This window comes from Natronobacterium gregoryi SP2, assembly GCF_000230715.2.
Lineage (GTDB): Archaea > Halobacteriota > Halobacteria > Halobacteriales > Natrialbaceae > Natronobacterium > Natronobacterium gregoryi.
Window position 1 is genome coordinate 3,761,346 of record NC_019792.1, and the last position, 15,419, is coordinate 3,776,764.

The 15,419-nt window shown below is 61.6% G+C and carries 14 protein-coding genes and 2 pseudogenes; 8 read left to right on the top strand and 8 right to left on the bottom strand.

Annotation, left to right across the window (positions count from 1 at the left end; all coding sequences use genetic code 11):
• Nucleotides 1–39: 39 nt before the first annotated feature.
• The 3 genes and pseudogenes from NATGR_RS18470 to NATGR_RS18480 form a co-directional block, all read left to right on the top strand.
• Nucleotides 40–647: pseudogene (locus NATGR_RS18470) on the top strand (carbohydrate ABC transporter permease); the annotation flags it as partial.
• Nucleotides 572–1,476: pseudogene (locus NATGR_RS18475) on the top strand (ABC transporter ATP-binding protein); the annotation flags it as partial. The pseudogenes NATGR_RS18470 and NATGR_RS18475, both read left to right, overlap by 76 nt.
• 18 nt (nucleotides 1,477–1,494) lie before the next feature.
• On the top strand, nucleotides 1,495–2,658 hold the full coding sequence (locus NATGR_RS18480; RefSeq protein ID WP_269459367.1) for a Gfo/Idh/MocA family protein: 1,164 nt from the start codon (nucleotides 1,495–1,497) through the stop codon (nucleotides 2,656–2,658).
• Here NATGR_RS18480 and NATGR_RS18485 read toward each other — a convergent pair.
• Together NATGR_RS18485 and NATGR_RS18490 are read right to left on the bottom strand one after the other, a co-directional pair.
• Nucleotides 2,648–2,953 (bottom strand): HalOD1 output domain-containing protein, encoded by a 306-nt coding sequence (locus tag NATGR_RS18485; protein ID WP_005579743.1) that lies wholly within the window; start codon nucleotides 2,951–2,953, stop codon nucleotides 2,648–2,650. The genes NATGR_RS18480 and NATGR_RS18485 overlap by 11 nt on opposite strands.
• Nucleotides 2,954–3,125: 172 nt before the next feature.
• On the bottom strand, nucleotides 3,126–3,371 hold the full coding sequence (locus NATGR_RS18490) for a BolA family protein (protein WP_005579744.1): 246 nt from the start codon (nucleotides 3,369–3,371) through the stop codon (nucleotides 3,126–3,128).
• A gap of 89 nt (nucleotides 3,372–3,460) precedes the next feature.
• Here NATGR_RS18490 and NATGR_RS18495 point away from each other — a divergent pair, with 89 nt between their 5' ends.
• Nucleotides 3,461–3,958 carry a DUF7523 family protein gene (locus NATGR_RS18495; protein ID WP_172636019.1) on the top strand — a complete coding sequence of 166 codons (498 nt, stop codon included), beginning with the start codon at nucleotides 3,461–3,463 and terminating at the stop codon, nucleotides 3,956–3,958.
• A gap of 66 nt (nucleotides 3,959–4,024) precedes the next feature.
• On the top strand, nucleotides 4,025–5,518 hold the full coding sequence (gene cysS / locus NATGR_RS18500; RefSeq protein WP_005579746.1) for a cysteine--tRNA ligase: 1,494 nt from the start codon (nucleotides 4,025–4,027) through the stop codon (nucleotides 5,516–5,518).
• On the opposite strand, the gene NATGR_RS20360 is transcribed toward cysS, so the two are convergent.
• Nucleotides 5,519–6,073, bottom strand: coding sequence for a rubrerythrin-like domain-containing protein (locus NATGR_RS20360; RefSeq protein WP_005579747.1), 555 nt, complete (start codon nucleotides 6,071–6,073; stop codon nucleotides 5,519–5,521).
• Nucleotides 6,074–6,168: 95 nt separating this feature from the next.
• Entirely contained in the window at nucleotides 6,169–6,453 is a 285-nt protein-coding gene (locus tag NATGR_RS18510; RefSeq protein WP_005579748.1) for a HalOD1 output domain-containing protein, read from the bottom strand.
• A gap of 208 nt (nucleotides 6,454–6,661) precedes the next feature.
• Between NATGR_RS18510 and NATGR_RS18515 the strand changes: the two genes are divergently transcribed.
• The gene (locus tag NATGR_RS18515) at nucleotides 6,662–7,360 is read left to right on the top strand and encodes a DUF6517 family protein (protein WP_015233919.1); all 699 of its coding nucleotides are present in this window, start codon (nucleotides 6,662–6,664) and stop codon (nucleotides 7,358–7,360) included.
• Nucleotides 7,361–7,422: 62 nt separating this feature from the next.
• Here NATGR_RS18515 and NATGR_RS18520 read toward each other — a convergent pair whose 3' ends face one another.
• From NATGR_RS18520 to NATGR_RS18535, 4 genes are all read right to left on the bottom strand, one after another.
• Complete coding sequence (locus NATGR_RS18520; RefSeq protein ID WP_005579750.1) at nucleotides 7,423–8,499, bottom strand: presenilin family intramembrane aspartyl protease PSH; 1,077 nt, start codon at nucleotides 8,497–8,499, stop codon at nucleotides 7,423–7,425.
• Between the two features lie 540 nt (nucleotides 8,500–9,039).
• Nucleotides 9,040–9,282 (bottom strand): H/ACA ribonucleoprotein complex subunit GAR1, encoded by a 243-nt coding sequence (locus NATGR_RS18525; protein WP_005579751.1) that lies wholly within the window; start codon nucleotides 9,280–9,282, stop codon nucleotides 9,040–9,042.
• 2 nt (nucleotides 9,283–9,284) lie between these two features.
• Nucleotides 9,285–9,566, bottom strand: coding sequence for a signal recognition particle subunit SRP19 (gene srp19 / locus NATGR_RS18530; protein ID WP_005579752.1), 282 nt, complete (start codon nucleotides 9,564–9,566; stop codon nucleotides 9,285–9,287).
• 334 nt (nucleotides 9,567–9,900) lie between these two features.
• The gene (locus tag NATGR_RS18535) at nucleotides 9,901–10,503 is read right to left on the bottom strand and encodes a TetR/AcrR family transcriptional regulator (RefSeq protein ID WP_005579753.1); all 603 of its coding nucleotides are present in this window, start codon (nucleotides 10,501–10,503) and stop codon (nucleotides 9,901–9,903) included.
• Nucleotides 10,504–11,160: 657 nt separating this feature from the next.
• Here NATGR_RS18535 and NATGR_RS18540 point away from each other — a divergent pair.
• Together NATGR_RS18540 and NATGR_RS18545 are read left to right on the top strand one after the other, a co-directional pair.
• Nucleotides 11,161–12,870: a COG1361 S-layer family protein gene (locus NATGR_RS18540; RefSeq protein WP_015233921.1), complete on the top strand. Its 1,710-nt coding sequence runs from the start codon at nucleotides 11,161–11,163 to the stop codon at nucleotides 12,868–12,870.
• Nucleotides 12,867–15,344 carry an efflux RND transporter permease subunit gene (locus NATGR_RS18545; RefSeq protein WP_015233922.1) on the top strand — a complete coding sequence of 826 codons (2,478 nt, stop codon included), beginning with the start codon at nucleotides 12,867–12,869 and terminating at the stop codon, nucleotides 15,342–15,344. The genes NATGR_RS18540 and NATGR_RS18545 overlap by 4 nt, the downstream gene beginning before the upstream one ends.
• Nucleotides 15,345–15,419: the final 75 nt, after the last annotated feature.

The window sequence follows — 15,419 nt, forward strand, 5'->3', positions numbered from 1 at the left end:
GCGAGCGGGGCCATAGCCCCCGAGCGAAGTAGGGTAGGGTGGTTTACTGGGAACGCTCGCCTCGCAGGCAGTTCGTCGACGTCTCTCCCAGTGGTTCGTTCTTCTTCCTCGAGTTCGGGACCTCTATCCTGCAACAGGCACTCTTCGTCACGATCGGGTTCGCCGTCGTCAGTGTCTTCTTCGAGACGGTGATCGGCTTCGGGCAGGCGTACGTGCTGGATCAGGCGTTTCGGGGGCGACACTGGGTGCGGGTCGCGACCATCCCGCCGTGGGCGGTGCCGGTCGTCATCCAGGGGGTGGTCGTCTTCCTGCTGTTCCAGCCGGAGGTCGGCTTCGGTACCGAACTCGGCCGGTGGCTCGGTATCTTCGGGCCGAACCCGCTGGCGGACAGCCAGGACGCGTTCGTCATCGTCCTCGTCGCGGACATCTGGAAGTCCGCGGCGTTCATGACGTTTCTCATCCTCGCCGGCCTACAGAGCATCGACCGAAGCCTCTACGACGTGGCTCGCGCCGCCGGAGCGAGTCCGTGCCAGCGGTTCCTGGCGCTCGTGTTTCCGGCGTTGCTGGTCGCGATGCTTTTCAGGACGATGGACACGATGCGCGTGTACGGACTGATCGAGTCCAGCGTCGCCTCGAACAGACAGCCGAAATCGGTCAACTCGAGGGGCTGTTAGAGCGGATGCCCGACGAACTCTCCGGTTGTCAACGCCAGCGCGTCGTGGTCGTTCGTGGGACCGTCTGCAACCCGGACGTGTTTCTGATAGACGAGCAGCTTGCCAATCTGGACGCGAAACTGCGGGTCCACATGCGGACGGAGTCCCAGCGGTTCCATTGCGAACTCGAGACGACGGTCAGCTACGTCACTCACGACCAGGCCGAGGCGATGACGATGTCCGGTCGGATCGCCGTCCTGAGCGAGGGGCGACTGCAGCAGATCGCGCCGCCACTCGAGTGTTACAACGCGCCTGCCAACCGGTTCGTCGCGGGCTGTATCGGCTCCCCGACGATGAACTTCGTCGAAGGCGAACTGGTCGCAGACGGCCTCGAGACGAGCAACTTCCGGGTCGACCTCGAGCCCGACGAGCTCCCGAGAGCGTCGGTTGGCGACACCATCACGCGCGTGATCAGACCCGAAGACATCTCCACCGTAGATCAAGCGAACGAACTGCCTGGAGCCACCGACCAGGTCGACACACGGACGGACGTCCTCGAGCCGATGGGTGACGAGGTGGTCGGCTACCTGTTGCTGGCCGAGGAGGCTGGTCGGTCGATGGCAGAGGACCCGGCGACGGCTCCCGACCAGCTCTTGGTGACCGTTCTACCGGACACGGAGAGTCGCGAAGAACAGGACATCGAGGTGGTCCTGGACCGATCGAAAGTCCACCTCTTCGTATGGGGACCAGCGACGCGTTGCGCCACGGACTGGTCGACCGGTCGGAACTGGGGCCCGGCGAACGGACGAGAACCGACAGTTGATCCGTCAGCGACGATCGAATGGCCGATCGTTTGGCGACGGAACAAAGACAATCCCGCCCCGAATTTTGTATAGCGGTAAAGGGTGTATGGGGCCGAAACTGGACAGTCACGGCACGAAAAATGACAGAAAAAAGAACAGAAATTAGAACGGGAATCGTCGGCCTCGGCAACATCGGCCAGTACCACGCGGAGCGACTCGTCGACCTCGGCGTCCCGCTGGTGGGGGGAATGGACGTCGCCGCCGACGCACGCTCACGATTCGCCCGACGGTACGACGTCGACGTCTACGAGGACCACACCGAACTATACGAGACCATCGACGCCGTCGTCGTCACCACACCCAACAAGTACCACGAGGAGTACGCCGTCGACGCCTTAGAGCAGGGACTCGACGTCCTCCTCGAGAAGCCACTCGCTCACGACATAGAGAGCGCGCGCCGGATCGCAAAAGCCGCAAAAGAGGCCGACAGCCACTGTATGGTCGGATTCAATAACCGGTTCGCAAACACGGTCCAGATCGTCAAGAACCGCCTCGACCGAGGGGAGCTGGGGACCGTCACCCACATCGAAGCCAACTACGTCCGTCGACGCGGCATCCCTGGTCGCGGCTCGTGGTTTACCAGGCAGGGAATCGCCGGCGGCGGCGCGCTCATCGACCTGGGCGTTCACGCCGTCGACCTCGCGCTCTACCTGCTCGAGTATCCCGACATCGACGAGGTAACTGGCACCACTCGCAGCGAGTTCGGTTCCCGCGAAAAGTACGCTTACCTCGAGATGTGGGCCGACGACGCCGGCCCTGGCGAGTTCGACGTCGACGATTCAGCGAGCGCGTTCGTCCGCTGTGCAGACGGACAGACCATTTCGCTCGAGGTCGCCTGGGCGACGAACCGGCCGGAAAACCACGAGTTCGTGCTCAGGGGGACCGAATCGGCCGCACGATTCGACCTGCTCGAAGGGGACCTCACCTTCCACTCCGCGAGCAAAGCGGGACCCGACCACCTCGAGAACACGGCGATCGAGACGCGCCAGAACGACACGCACGTCGACGAACAGCGAGTCTTTTTCGATCGGATCGGTACCGACTCGGAAGACGAAAACAGCGTCGAACAGGCACTTGCCGTCCAGAAAGTCGTCGACGCCATCTACCGCTCGAGCGACAACCGAGAGACAGTCAATCCGTGAGTCGGTCGGAGAGCGATCCCGATTCGTCCGAGGGGTCGCTGACGTCGACGCGACCGTTGCCGCGGACGACGACGTCGTACCCCTCGTACTCGAACGCGACGACCGCTCGGGACTGCGTAGTCGTCGAAATCAATTCGTCGAGGGCTTCGGGATTGACCACAGAGTAGAGAGGGTCGTACTCCGGAGGTGCGATGTCGGTCGGGTCGACGCCTTCACGAGTGGCTATCGCGTCGATGATGGCCTGGCTCGGAACACCCGAGCCGTCCGTCGTCGACCTATCCTTGGAAGAAGGCATACCGGCAGTTAGTAGAGTCGGTCAAATAAGGATACTGGCACTTCTCACTCACTACGGTCGTCGGTCGACGGCCGATGGCCGCACTCGCCGTCAGACGGATTGCTGTGTCGGTTTACGGTGCAACCGCGCCCCGTGTTGTGGTTGCACCGGTACATCGTTACAGCAAGCCGTATCAGTCCTCGTCCTCCGCCGGCGTGTACGTCGACAACTCCAGTGCGTGGATGTCGGTCGTCATGTGGTCGTCGAGGGCGTCGTAGACCTGCTGGTGTTGCTGAACCAGCGAAAGCCCCTCGAACGCCGGAGAGACGACCGTCGCCGCGAGGTGGTCGTCGTCGTGTTCGTCGCGAGCGTGCGTGACCGTCGCCTCGGCGTCTTCGAGTTCCGATTCGATGCGTTCCTCGACGTCGTTGGGATCCATACGGGATAGATCGGACGCTCGAGTCAAAAGCGACCCGGTCCCGAGAAACGGTCGTCGTTTTTATGCGTTTCCGGTTCCCGCTGACCGGTATGTCTCTGGCAGCACGAACGCGACGCGCCGTCGAGCAGCACCCGTTTCTCGTAACGGCACTGCAAGCGGGGGTCGTCAACTACACCGCCGCTGCCCGGTTTCTCGACCTCGAGGGAGATACTGACGCCGTCTCGACGGCACTGCGCCGGTACGCGGAGGAGTTACCGGCGTACGAAACCGAACCGTGTGACGTCCAGGTGCGAATGGAAAGCGGCGTCGGACCGGTCGGTGACGGGGGCGAGCCACTGCTCTCGGTCGGCAACACGGCGTTTGGGTTCGGCGGCGACGGCGACAGAACGGCGATCCTCGCGACCGGTGAAGTCGAGCCACTGGCACTCGCCGAGATCCTGCAAGTACTGGCTCTCGAGGGAGTCGATCCGACGGCTGCTGCGGTCGGCGAAGAGACCGTTCTCGTCGTCGTGGACCGCCTCGACGGAGCGAACGCGGTTCGTGCCGTCGAAGCAGCACTCGAAGATGTCCCGATCGCCGCCGAATAGCGGCGATCGGTCCTGGGAACCACGTATTGACAGCGCTTAACTGCCGGCCGCGGATAGACACTAGTAATGACCCTACACGTGACGAACACGTTGACGGGGGAGAAAGAGCCGTTCGAGCCACAGGACCCAGAGAACGTCTTGCTCTACTACTGTGGTCTGACGGTCTCCGACCCGCCCCACCTGGGCCACGCCCGCTCGTGGGTCCACGTCGACGTCATGCACCGGTGGCTCGAGTATCTCGGCTACGACGTCCGCCACGTCGAGAACTTCACCGACGTCAACGAGAAGATCGTCGCCCGCGTCGGCGAGGACGACTTGGGCGAAGACGAGAGCGAGGTGGCAACGACCTACGTCGAACGGACGCTCGCGGACATGCGCTCGCTGAACCTCCTGCGTGCCGAGGTCTACCCCCGCGTTTCCGAGCACGTCCCCGAGATCGTCGATCTCGTCGAGACGTTGATCGAGAAGGGGTATGCCTACGAGTCCAACGGCTCGGTCTACTTCGACGTGACCCAGTTCGACGACTACGGCAAACTGTCGAATCAGGAACTCGAAGAGATCGAGTCTCAGGGTGATCCCGAGGAACGCACCGAGAAGTGCCATCCTGCGGACTTCGCGCTCTGGAAGGCCGGCAGCGTCGACCCCGACGCGATCGAGGACCACCGCCACGAAGATGCAGCCGACCCCGAACACGCCTGCGAGACGGCGCTAACGTGGGACTCGCCGTGGGGTGAGGGCCGACCCGGCTGGCACGTCGAGTGCTCGGCGATGAGCATGACTCACCTCGATGAGACCCTGGATATTCACGTCGGTGGCCGTGACCTCGTCTTCCCCCACCACGAAAACGAGATCGCCCAGTCCGAAGCCGCGACCGACAAGCAGTTTGCAAACTACTGGCTCCACTGCGAACTGTTCCAGTTGGACGACGAGAAGATGTCCTCGAGTCTCGGTAACTTCGTCACCGTCGACGAGGGCGTCGACCAGTGGGGGACGAACGTCCTGCGAACGTTCCTCACGGCAGGCTCGTACAACAGCAAACAGCTCTACTCCGACGAGACGATTGCCGAAGCCAAAGAGCGATGGGAACAACTCGAGCGCGCCCACGAGGCCGCCGTCGCGGCCATCGACTCGCCGGATGCGGCGACGAAGGTCGACGACGAGACGCTCCGTGCAGCCGTCGACGAGGCCCGCGAGGAGTTCACGACGGCGATGAACGACGATTTCAACACCCGCAAGGCCCAGTCTGCCTTGCTGTCGATCGCGACTGCGATCAACCGCCACCTCGAGGACCGCGATCGGTACGACTACCGCGGGCTCCGGGAGGCCGTCGAAACGCTCGAGGAACTGGGCGACGTGCTCGGACTCTCCGTTACCGGTGACACGACCGGGTCGGCCGACCTCGCGGGCGACGTAGTCGACCTCGTCCTCGACGTTCGCGAGCAAGAACGCGAGGCGGGCAACTACGAGCGTGCCGACGAACTCCGCGACGAGCTCGAGGCGCTCGGTATCGAAGTCCAGGACACCGACGGAGGACCGACCTACCGACTGCCATCGGAGTGATCACTCGATCGCGGTCTGTCTGTGCCGGACATCGCCACCGCAGTTTGGACACTCGCCAGGATTTGTCGCGGCGGTGACGATCGTGCCACACTCGAAACACTCGTAGGTACTCTCCGCACCGGGATCGTACTCGACGTCGCGGATCGTCTCTTGCAAGACTGCTTTCGACGCGTCCTCGTCGAGCGCCTCGATGACGTCGCCGGCCGTGACGGCCCCGAGTAACTCGTCGTCCTCGTCGAGGACCGGGAGTGCCATGAACTCGTGTCGAGTGAAGATCTTCGCGACGCGAGCGACCGGATCGTCGGCTCGAACCGAGATTACGGGCTCGGTCGCGAGCGACGAAATCGCCGTCCCCGGATCAGCGTTCAACAGTTCCCTGAGCGAGACGACCCCCTCGAGCGTGCCGTCTTCGTCGACGACGTACGCATAGTAGACGGTGGTGTCCGACTCCGAGGGTGTGGTCCGTATCGTGTCGATCGCATCGTCTACCGAAGCCGCCTCCTCGAAGGATGGGACGTTGGTTTCGAGTATCTCTGCAGCAGTCGATGAAGCCATGCAGGGTCCTTTGCTCCCCGTACAAATAGTGGTATGTGTTCGGAACGGTTCGACCGGCGAACGACCGGGGGCATGCTCCCGGCCCGAGACGCCACTTACGGTTGGTTCGACGGCATCGCGTCACCACCCGATGACTCGTCGTCCGTTTCGGTCTCGTCTATTGGCGCGAGCGTGACAGTCCCCGTCCCGTCGACTCCGACGGTGTAGCCAGCGAACGTGAATACGACCGTAACCTCGCCGTCGGCCGACTCGATCAATGTATCGAGAGCGTCGGGGTCGATCGCCTGGTACAGCGACGGTTCGAACGTCATCGGATCGACCCCCTCGGCCTGTGCGATTGTTTCGACGACGGCGGCACTCGGCCGCTCCCCCCAAGCCATGTGCGGTGGGACGGCAAGTGAACCGATAAGAGAGACGACCGTTCTCACCTCGTGGGAAGCGAACGACGGCTCGATCGCGAGACGGGACGACGAACACACCACGCGAGTGCGTGACGGCGTCGCCGGAAATTCGGCGGAGTCGAAGTCAGCCGTCTCGCTGCACGACCGGCAGCACGGCGTTTATCCACCTGCCAGTCGTGGACTCCGTATGCACCGCCGACTGTTCGTCGCGACGGTCGGAGCAGGCGGAGTCGGCGCGGTCGCCGGTTGTCTCGACGCCCTCGGCGACGTGACCACGCATACGGCGTCGCCTGCAGCCGTTCCCGATTCGGTCGCGACCGAGGCAGGCTACGAGTATCGCGGGACTGCAGAGACCGTCGAAACCGAATCGATCGCGAGCCAGACCGTCGAAGTGACGAACTACGTCAGCGAGTACGCCCGGACGGTCGACCTCCCACTCGACCGCCTGGCCGACGGGATCGAAGCCGGCGTTTTTGGGCTCGTCACGACGCCACGTCTCAGCGTCGCCGGCGAAGCGTTCAACCCAGTCGCCGACGCGTCTCGTACCGAACTCGTCGACCTCGTCCAAAACCAGTACGACGACCTCGTGGTCGCCGACGAACCCACCAACCGACGAACACTCGAGACGCTCGAGCAGTCGATCACGGTCGACAGCTTCGAAGGCGAAGCGTCCCTGCTCGGAGACTACGATGTCGACATCTTCGTCGACGTGACCCGACTCGACCACGACGGCGATCACCTCGTGCTCGTCGGTATCTACCCCGACTTCCAGGGGGTAGATCGCGGAGCCGAACGAGAACGCATCGACGTGTTGCTCCAGGGAGTCGAACACGGCGACGACGTCGATGTCGCTGTCGACCTCGAGTCCCGGGACGCACTACTGTAACGACGTCCCAGCACAACCGACGGAATCGCGGTCTCCACGTCACCGACGGACAGTCGTCCGCATCAGAATCCGAGTGCCGTCGCGATCGATACGCCACTTGCAAGCGCACCGAGCAGGTAGCCACCGATCGCGCCGCCATTGAGCAGCGGCAGCCCCGCGTGTGCCCGCCCTTTGATCACCATGTACATCAACACAACCAGCCCGACTAGCGTCCCGAGTAACGCGCCCAGTGCCGGCACGTTCAGCGCGATCAACGGCACCTCGAGCGGTTCCGTCTCGAGGAAGAACGCTGCGCTGACCACGAGAATCGTCGGGATGACGGCGTCACCGAGTCCGATGAACAAGGCGTCGCGCTCGAAGTCGCGGTCGCCTTCGCTCTCGGCGGTTTGCTCGACCGCGTCGGGGTCTGGTGTGAGACCGGGTTCGGGGCCGGGGCCGGAACTCGAGGGAACGACTTCGTCTCCGTCGGTTGGGTTCGCGTCCGTCTGTGGTGACGTTTTCTCAGCCGACTCTTCTATGTTCTCGGGACCGGTCGTCTCGAGGTAAGTGTAGGAAAGCGTCAGTGGCACTACGAGCACCACAGGAATCTTCAGGTCCATCACGCCCTCGGCGAGGTCGAGCATGTGTTCGGTTCCGTAGACGCTGATGGCGTCGTAGACTGCGAGGACGGCCAGCAACAGTAACGCCGGGAGGAGTCCAAAGCTGATGCCAAAGAGCGCGGCGGCACCGGCACCCATCAACACGCCCGTGGCGTCGATGACGTACCACTCTGGATGCACCAGAAGCGCAAGCCCCACTCCCACCGACGCGAGTCCGGCGGCGACGTTTACCGAGCCGACCGTGACGATCGGCGGGACGAGCTCGGCGAAGACGAACCAGGCGAGCATCACGCTGACGCCGACGATCAAGGCCCGAATCAGCCACTGGGCGTCGTACTTGAACGCGCCGAGCATGAGTGCAGTTGCAGCGAGGATGATCGCGACGTAGAGGAAACTGTTCGTCGGGTCCTGTGGATCCTCGACCGCCTGGTACTCGGATTCGTAGAAGGGCTCGATCAACGCTAGCGCGCCGATCTGGACGGCCAGAAAGAGCGCCACCGTCGCGCTGACGGCGACGTAAATCCGCGTCCGGTGATTCATGCCGCGGCGTTTGTACCCAGGCGGTATGGGTGTTTTCGTTCCCTCTCGAGAATCGTGTTCGGACAATCCCCTGTGGTAGCAAAGTCGTCTGTGACCACCACGAAAGCCCGTGACTCGCTCGACTCTTCGGGCCCAGCGACCGCCTGTGACTCGCGCTGGCATTCACTGTGCTCCTCACTTCGTTGCGGTGTTATGTCGGCCAGGAGAGTTCGAGCGGGCAGGCGGCTCGCCGACCGCCTATAAGATGGTTGCTCGAGACGCTGTCGGCGTCTCGTGATGACGAGAGACCTCCAGTCTCTCGAACCACGGCTCCACCGCCACGCGAGTCAGTTCCTTTCATTCCCGCCCTGTGGTTGCTCGACCGGTCAGCCGACACGGGTGGGAACGAAGGGGCTTCCGTGAGTGTTCAGGGAATCAATACCTCGGGCCACGATCCACACAGTGTCCGTCTCGTTCCTAGTACTCCGCCAAGCGTCGACTGATGAGTGAACCCAGACGACCGCATTCGGTTTCACTCATCTGTTCAGGCTTGCCAAAGCACTAGCGAGCGTACAGTGTCGATCCGACCAGCGACGGCAGGTGGACGTCGTCGTTCGGCGTCACCGCCAGATAGGGGCGGTCGACGGGCCCGAAGACGTCGACGACGCGGCCGACCTCCTCGAGAGAGTCGTCGAGGACTGTCGTTCCGATCCCCTGGCGGTGGTCGTCCTCGTCAGCGGCGTCGTCGGTCCGCAACACGGCGAGTCCCTGTGCAGTGCGGACGACGGTACCGACGCGACGCATCGTCACTCGCGCATCGCGACGACGTACGCCGCCACGGCCTGAACGAGGTCGTTTTTCGTCGAGTCGTCCGCACCGCGAACGACGACCCGGCCACGCTGGGCCCAGTGCTCTCGAGAGTAGGACTTGTCGCGTTCGATCGTGGCGTCGTACCCGATCTGCTGGACTGCCTTGGCAATTTCGTCGACCGTCGGCTCTTCGACGGCGAGATCGCTAGAGACACGACGACCCTCCGACCTCGAGAGAGAGGCGTCGAGGTAGGCGGGCCAGATGACGTTTTCGACCATATCATCCCGTCCGTAAGGCTGGGATAAAAAACGGTCGTTCGCCGACTTGGCTGGCACCACAGCAAACAGGTCGTCGTCGGCCAACTCGACTGATAGACGCCTACCGTCGACGTATTGGTCGCTGCTCGTCGTTCGCCACGCGATCGGCGGGAAACAGTGACAGCAATCCGCCTCAGACGGTTTGCTGTCATACGGTTTACTGTAAGTCAGTTCCGGCACAACCGCGACCCGGGCGGCGGTTGCGCCGGTAAATCGGTACAGTAATCCGTATCAGTCATATCCGGCGCGACCGCGCTCCTGCGGTCGCACCGGTACATCGGTACAACATTCCGTATCAGTCTTCGAAAAGTCCGTCGACGACTGTCTCGATCAGTGCGTTTCGAATTTCGGGATACGCTGGAGTTCCCTCGTGGGACGGAAACTCCTTGCACCGAGAGACGAACACGAAGGTTCGAATGAATTCGCTGACGATAGCCGGATCATCGTACTTGAACGACTCCATCTCGACCCACTGTTTGGCCCCGACGAAGACGGTGTCAAATTCGGCGGAAAGCGCTTGCTGGTTCAGCTCCGAGAGTTCCGTTTCCAGCGTTCGAATTTCGTTTTCGACGATGAGATTCCTGATTATCGGGTTCGTCTCGACTTCGTCGAACGTCTGCTGGAGGGTAATTCGAACCTGTTCGCGTGGGTCGGACACGGTCTGGATCTCCGCCTCGAGGTCGTCGGTGAACCGTTCCACCTCTCGATATAACACTTCCAGGTAGAGATGTTCTTTCGAGTCAAAGAACTGGTAGAACGTGCTCGTGCCGATACCGACTTCCTCGGTAATATCCTTGATCCGCGTCCGCTCCAGTCCGTAACGGACGAATAACTCGCATCCGCTTTCGATCAGTGCCGTTCTGATCCGCTCTCGTTCGTCGTCACTGAACCCTTTCATTTGGTGAGAGTGTCGTCGGGCCAGTATAAATCAGTTCGTCTCTCCGGAGCTGGCGTGGGCCGTGCTCGGCAAACTGGTCCGCTGCCACTCGAGGCCCGGTGATCGAACCCGCCAGCGCGCGAGCGGGCCGATCGAACTGGTAGTCCCGTCCCACCCGTCGACTGCTGTGGCGGCCCGGCCCATACGGTTTGCTGTCCATCAGTTCCGGCGCGACCGCGAGTCCCCCTGCAGTCGCGCCGGTACGTCGGTACAGCATTCCGTATCACACGACCGGGGTTGGCCAAGCAGTGCAGACCTGACTCGCCACTGCCTTTCCGTTGCAGTTCGTGACCGGTTCTCGAGAAGACGGGGGTGAGTGGACGCGGCTCCCGTGTGGTGTCTCCGGAACGGTTCACGGTCGTTTGCTCGGAGGAAAGCCACCGGTCCCACGCGAGTTTCCCCAGCATGCTTCGGTGCGGACGATCGGTTGACATCGACGCTCAGCCGGAAATAAGAATCCAGGAATGGAAAGCTTTTTCATTTTTCTATTCTCACCGTTGTCCATGGTGCCCAGTAGCTGGACACAGTATCTTACGTGCAACTCTGCGTACTATTCCGTTGCAAAGGCCACGAACGAACGGCAACGAGAAGCGACGAGCGACCGAAAGAGGAGATAAGATGCGGGTACACTCCGTTTTTATTGTCGCCCTAACGCTGTTGCTGGTCTCGTCGGGCGTATTCGTAGCCGGAGCCGGCACGGGACAGGCCGACGAGACACAGCCCGAGGACCCAGAGGAACTGTACGAAGAAGGGTACGAAGACGGAATAGAAGACGGACAGCAACTGGCACAGGCCCAGAGCCCGCTCCCAGCACACGGTGAACCGGACCTACGTCTACACGCACCGAACCCGATCGTTCAGCCAGGAGAGACGAACGAAGTACCCCTCGTCGTGACGAACGACGGCGAACTCGAACGAGGAACAGACGACGTGCGCGACGCCGTAACGACGGCACGAAGCGTCGAAATCGACGCCAACGCCGACGACACGCCACTCACAGTCAAAAGCGGCACTTTGGCAATCGGGCCCGTTCCCGAGAGCCAGCCAAACGACGCTGCACAACTCGCAGTCGACGTTCCCGACGACGTCGACGCAGGTACGTACACGATCGACGTCGACATCTCCTACTCCTATACGTGGCGTTCAACCTCGGGGAGCAGCGTCTACGAACGTTCGACGACAGACCGGACGTCGATCGATGTCACCGTAGACGACGATGCGCGGTTCGAAATCGTCGACGTCTCGACCGATGCACAGATCGGTGACACGGGGACACTGACGACAGCTATCAAGAACGTCGGAAACGAAACTGCGACGGACGTCAACGTCGCTCTGGAGTCGATGAGCAGTAGCCTCTTGTTCGGTAGTCTGGAACACGAAACGACGACGCCACAAGACACCGCGATGGTCAACGAACTCGAGCCCAACGAGACGGCAACGGTGCGCTATGACGTGTCCGTGATGCCAGACACGAGCGAGCGATACTACATGATAGACGGCACCGTCTCGTTCAAAACCGCAGACGGTCTCCAGCGGGCCGACGACAGTCCGAGCGCAGGTGTCGCTCCGATGGCAGAACAGCAGTTCAGCATCGGAGACGTTCGGTCGGATCTCCACGTCGGTGAGGACGGCGATCTTCGCGGTGTACTCACGAACGACGGCCCAAGCAAAGCTGCAAACGTCGTCGTCCACTTCACGGAAGAATCGCCGACGATCATCCCAATCGAACCGAGCATCGCGGTCGGCTCACTCGAGCCAGGTGAGTCCGCGTCGTTTACCCTCCCGCTCGACGTAAGCAGCGAGGCCGAACCGATCGACAGAGTACTCGATCTCGCCGTACAGTACCGAACCTCGGACTTCGAACAGCGGATGGACGACGATCTCGAGGTCGTCACAGCGGTGAGCGAACAGCGTGACGCGTTCACGCTCGACGTTCTCGACCGAGAAATCACTGCCGGCGACGAAAAACACGTCGACGTCGAGGTGACGAACAACCTCGACGAGGCAGTGACGGACATCGAAGCGAACCTCTTCGCCAGCGATCCGCTCGATAGCGACGACGACGAAGCGTTCGTCGAATCACTCGAGCCCGGAGAAACCGCCTCGATAACGTTCGAACTCGAGGCAGATGCTGGTGCGACCGAAAAGACGTATCCGATCTCGTTCGACTTCCGGTACGACGATGCGTCCGGGACGAGCCAACTGTCCGACACCACCCGAGTCGCCATCGACGTCCTCGAAGGCGGCGCTGGACTCCCAGTCGGACTGATCGTTACGCTCACCCTTCTCGGGACAGGTGCTGGCGCGTACGTCTATCAGCGGCGATGACGGCACTCAACGAACGGATCGAAAAGGCGACCGAGCGCCTCAGCGAGACGATCGTCTCTCGTCCGAAAGCGGTCGTCGTGGCCTTCCTGCTGGTGACCGCCGTCCTTGCAGCCGGTGTCCCACTCGTCGAAACGGAAACCGACATGACCGAGGCGTTCACCGACGACTTAGAGGAACAACAGGCCTACGACGCGATCGAAGCGGAGTTCGGAACGTCCTTTATGGGCGACGAGGAGAGCACACAGCTCATCCACAGGGGTTCAGACGTGCTGACCCGCCAAGAGCTGCTTGCCAGTCTCACTGTTCTCGAGGAAATCGACTCAGATCCCGAGTTACGCGCTGCATCCGCGGACGGGCCGGCACCGATCGTCGCCCAAGCACTCGACGAGAACGCCCAGACGCCGGCACAACAGCGCCGCGTCCTCGAGGACGCGACAGAGAGGCAGGTCAGAGAGACTGTCCGCGCGCTGAGTGACAATCCTGGCTTCGTCGGGGTTCTCGCTGACGATTTCAACGAGAACGAAGCCACGGCTTCGGCTTCGATAACGGTCGTTTCTCACGACGTCCCGTCGGAGTTCGGACAGGAGGATCTGACTGATCTTCAACTGGAAGTACAGTCGGTGGCCGAAGACGAATCCGCAGAGATCCTCGTCTTCGGGGAGGGGATCATGTTCGACGAGTTCGAGAACGTTATCGTCGACTCTTTGGCGATCGTGATGCCCGTCGTCGTGCTGTTGATGCTTGCATTTCTCGTCGCAGCGTACCGAGATCCGATCGATCTCGCACTTGGTCTGTTCTCGTTGCTGTTGACCGTCATCTGGACGTTCGGGTTCCTCGGATACGCAGGAATTCCGTTCGATCAGCAACTGATTGCCGTTCCTGTCTTACTGTTAGCAGTCGGGGTCGACTTCGGGATTCACATCATCAATCGCTATCGTGAGGAGACGATACAGGGATACGAACCACTTGCGGCGATGCAGACGGCGAACAACCAGTTACTCGTCGCGTTCGTAATCGTGACAGTGACGTCAGTGTTTGGCTTCGGTGCAAACGTCGTTTCGGACCTCGAGCCCATTCAGAACATGGGTATCGCATCGGCTATCGGCATGGTGTTTACGTTTCTCATCTTCGGAATTTTGCTACCCTCGCTGAAGCTCATCGTCGACGACGTCCGGGAGCAGTACGGCGTTCGAGAGTTCAACGCCACACCGATCGCTTCGGAAGAGTCGTCGCTCGGACGCATTCTGACCTTTCCGGCGAAAGCCAGCGAGTATGCACCGACGATCTTCGTCGTCGTCCTTCTCGTCGGCGGAGCCGGAATGGGCGTCTACGGTGCCGGCGTCGATACGTCGTTCGACGAGGAGGATTTCCTGCCGCCCGAAGAACAAGAGTGGTACGTCGAATCCGCTCCGGAACCGTTTGCGCCGAGTGAGTACACCTTCACCGAGACTATAAACACACTCGAGGAACGGTTCGACGCGAATCAAGACGAGACGGTAACGGTGTACGTCGAGGGGCCCTTCGAAGAAGACCACGCGCTCGAGGCGTTACACAGGGTAAACGAGGACCCACCGGATAGCTTAGCCGTTGCATCTGGCGGTGAAACTGACGAACAGAGCATTATCACGGTGATCCAGGCGTACGCTCGACAGGACGAGGAGTTCGCGGCACTCGTCGATCGGAACGACCGAAACGGCGACGGGATTCCCAACCGCAACCTCGATCGGGTCTACGACGAACTGTTTGCGTCACCGGCTGGTCACCAGGCGGAACAGTATCTCACCGACGACCGCCGCAGCGCACAGATCGAGTACGTGATCGATAGCAGTGCCTCTCAGGAAGACGCGGCCGAAGACGGGGCCGCATTCGCCGACGAGTTCCGCTACTCGGCGACGGCAACCGGAGATATCGTCATCTTCGACGCAATTACGGAGATGATCTTCGACTCGGCAATCCAGGGATTGCTCCTCGCTCTCGGGCTCTCTGCGGTCTTCCTCGTGATGATCTATACGATACTCGAAGGACGGCCGCTGCTCGGTGTCGTGAACCTGTTCCCGATTGCAATCGCGGTGGCGTTTCTCATCGGGACGATGCGGTTCCTTGGAATGCCGTTGAACGCGTTGACAGCGACTATTCTGGCTATTTCGATCGGTCTCGGAATCGCCTACACTGTCCACACGACTGCGCGGTTCATCGACGAGTACGACGTCGGCGACGACCCTGTCGACCCACTCACGACCACGTTGTCCGGAACCGGCGGTGCGCTTACCGGGAGTATGCTCACCACGTCGCTTGGGACTGGTGCGCTCGCACTCGCAATCACTCCCGTCCTCGGCGACTTTGGCATGCTGATGGCATCGAGCGTGTTCTATTCGTTCGTGGCATCCGTCGTAGCACTACCGCCTGCATTGCTCCTGTGGTCGAAGTTTGCCAGCGCGGACGGGAGACTACGCAAGTGGCTCTACAGTCGGTAACGCCACCGACTGACGGTTCGCTACGTCAATTGTGTGGTCGTCGGTCACCGACGCCGTCGCGGCGGCCGGCTGTTC

Coding starts and splice junctions, on each gene's coding strand:
- cysS (WP_005579746.1), top strand. CDS start 4,025: ATGACCCTACACGTGACGAACACGTTGACGGGGGAGAAAGAGCCGTTC.
- NATGR_RS18495 (WP_172636019.1), top strand. CDS start 3,461: ATGTCTCTGGCAGCACGAACGCGACGCGCCGTCGAGCAGCACCCGTTT.
- NATGR_RS18490 (WP_005579744.1), bottom strand. CDS start 3,371: ATGGATCCCAACGACGTCGAGGAACGCATCGAATCGGAACTCGAAGAC.
- NATGR_RS18480 (WP_269459367.1), top strand. CDS start 1,495: ATGGCCGATCGTTTGGCGACGGAACAAAGACAATCCCGCCCCGAATTT.
- NATGR_RS18535 (WP_005579753.1), bottom strand. CDS start 10,503: ATGAAAGGGTTCAGTGACGACGAACGAGAGCGGATCAGAACGGCACTG.
- NATGR_RS18510 (WP_005579748.1), bottom strand. CDS start 6,453: ATGGCTTGGGGGGAGCGGCCGAGTGCCGCCGTCGTCGAAACAATCGCA.
- NATGR_RS18545 (WP_015233922.1), top strand. CDS start 12,867: ATGACGGCACTCAACGAACGGATCGAAAAGGCGACCGAGCGCCTCAGC.
- NATGR_RS18485 (WP_005579743.1), bottom strand. CDS start 2,953: ATGCCTTCTTCCAAGGATAGGTCGACGACGGACGGCTCGGGTGTTCCG.
- NATGR_RS18525 (WP_005579751.1), bottom strand. CDS start 9,282: ATGCGTCGCGTCGGTACCGTCGTCCGCACTGCACAGGGACTCGCCGTG.
- NATGR_RS18540 (WP_015233921.1), top strand. CDS start 11,161: ATGCGGGTACACTCCGTTTTTATTGTCGCCCTAACGCTGTTGCTGGTC.
- srp19 (WP_005579752.1), bottom strand. CDS start 9,566: ATGGTCGAAAACGTCATCTGGCCCGCCTACCTCGACGCCTCTCTCTCG.
- NATGR_RS20360 (WP_005579747.1), bottom strand. CDS start 6,073: ATGGCTTCATCGACTGCTGCAGAGATACTCGAAACCAACGTCCCATCC.
- NATGR_RS18515 (WP_015233919.1), top strand. CDS start 6,662: ATGCACCGCCGACTGTTCGTCGCGACGGTCGGAGCAGGCGGAGTCGGC.
- NATGR_RS18520 (WP_005579750.1), bottom strand. CDS start 8,499: ATGAATCACCGGACGCGGATTTACGTCGCCGTCAGCGCGACGGTGGCG.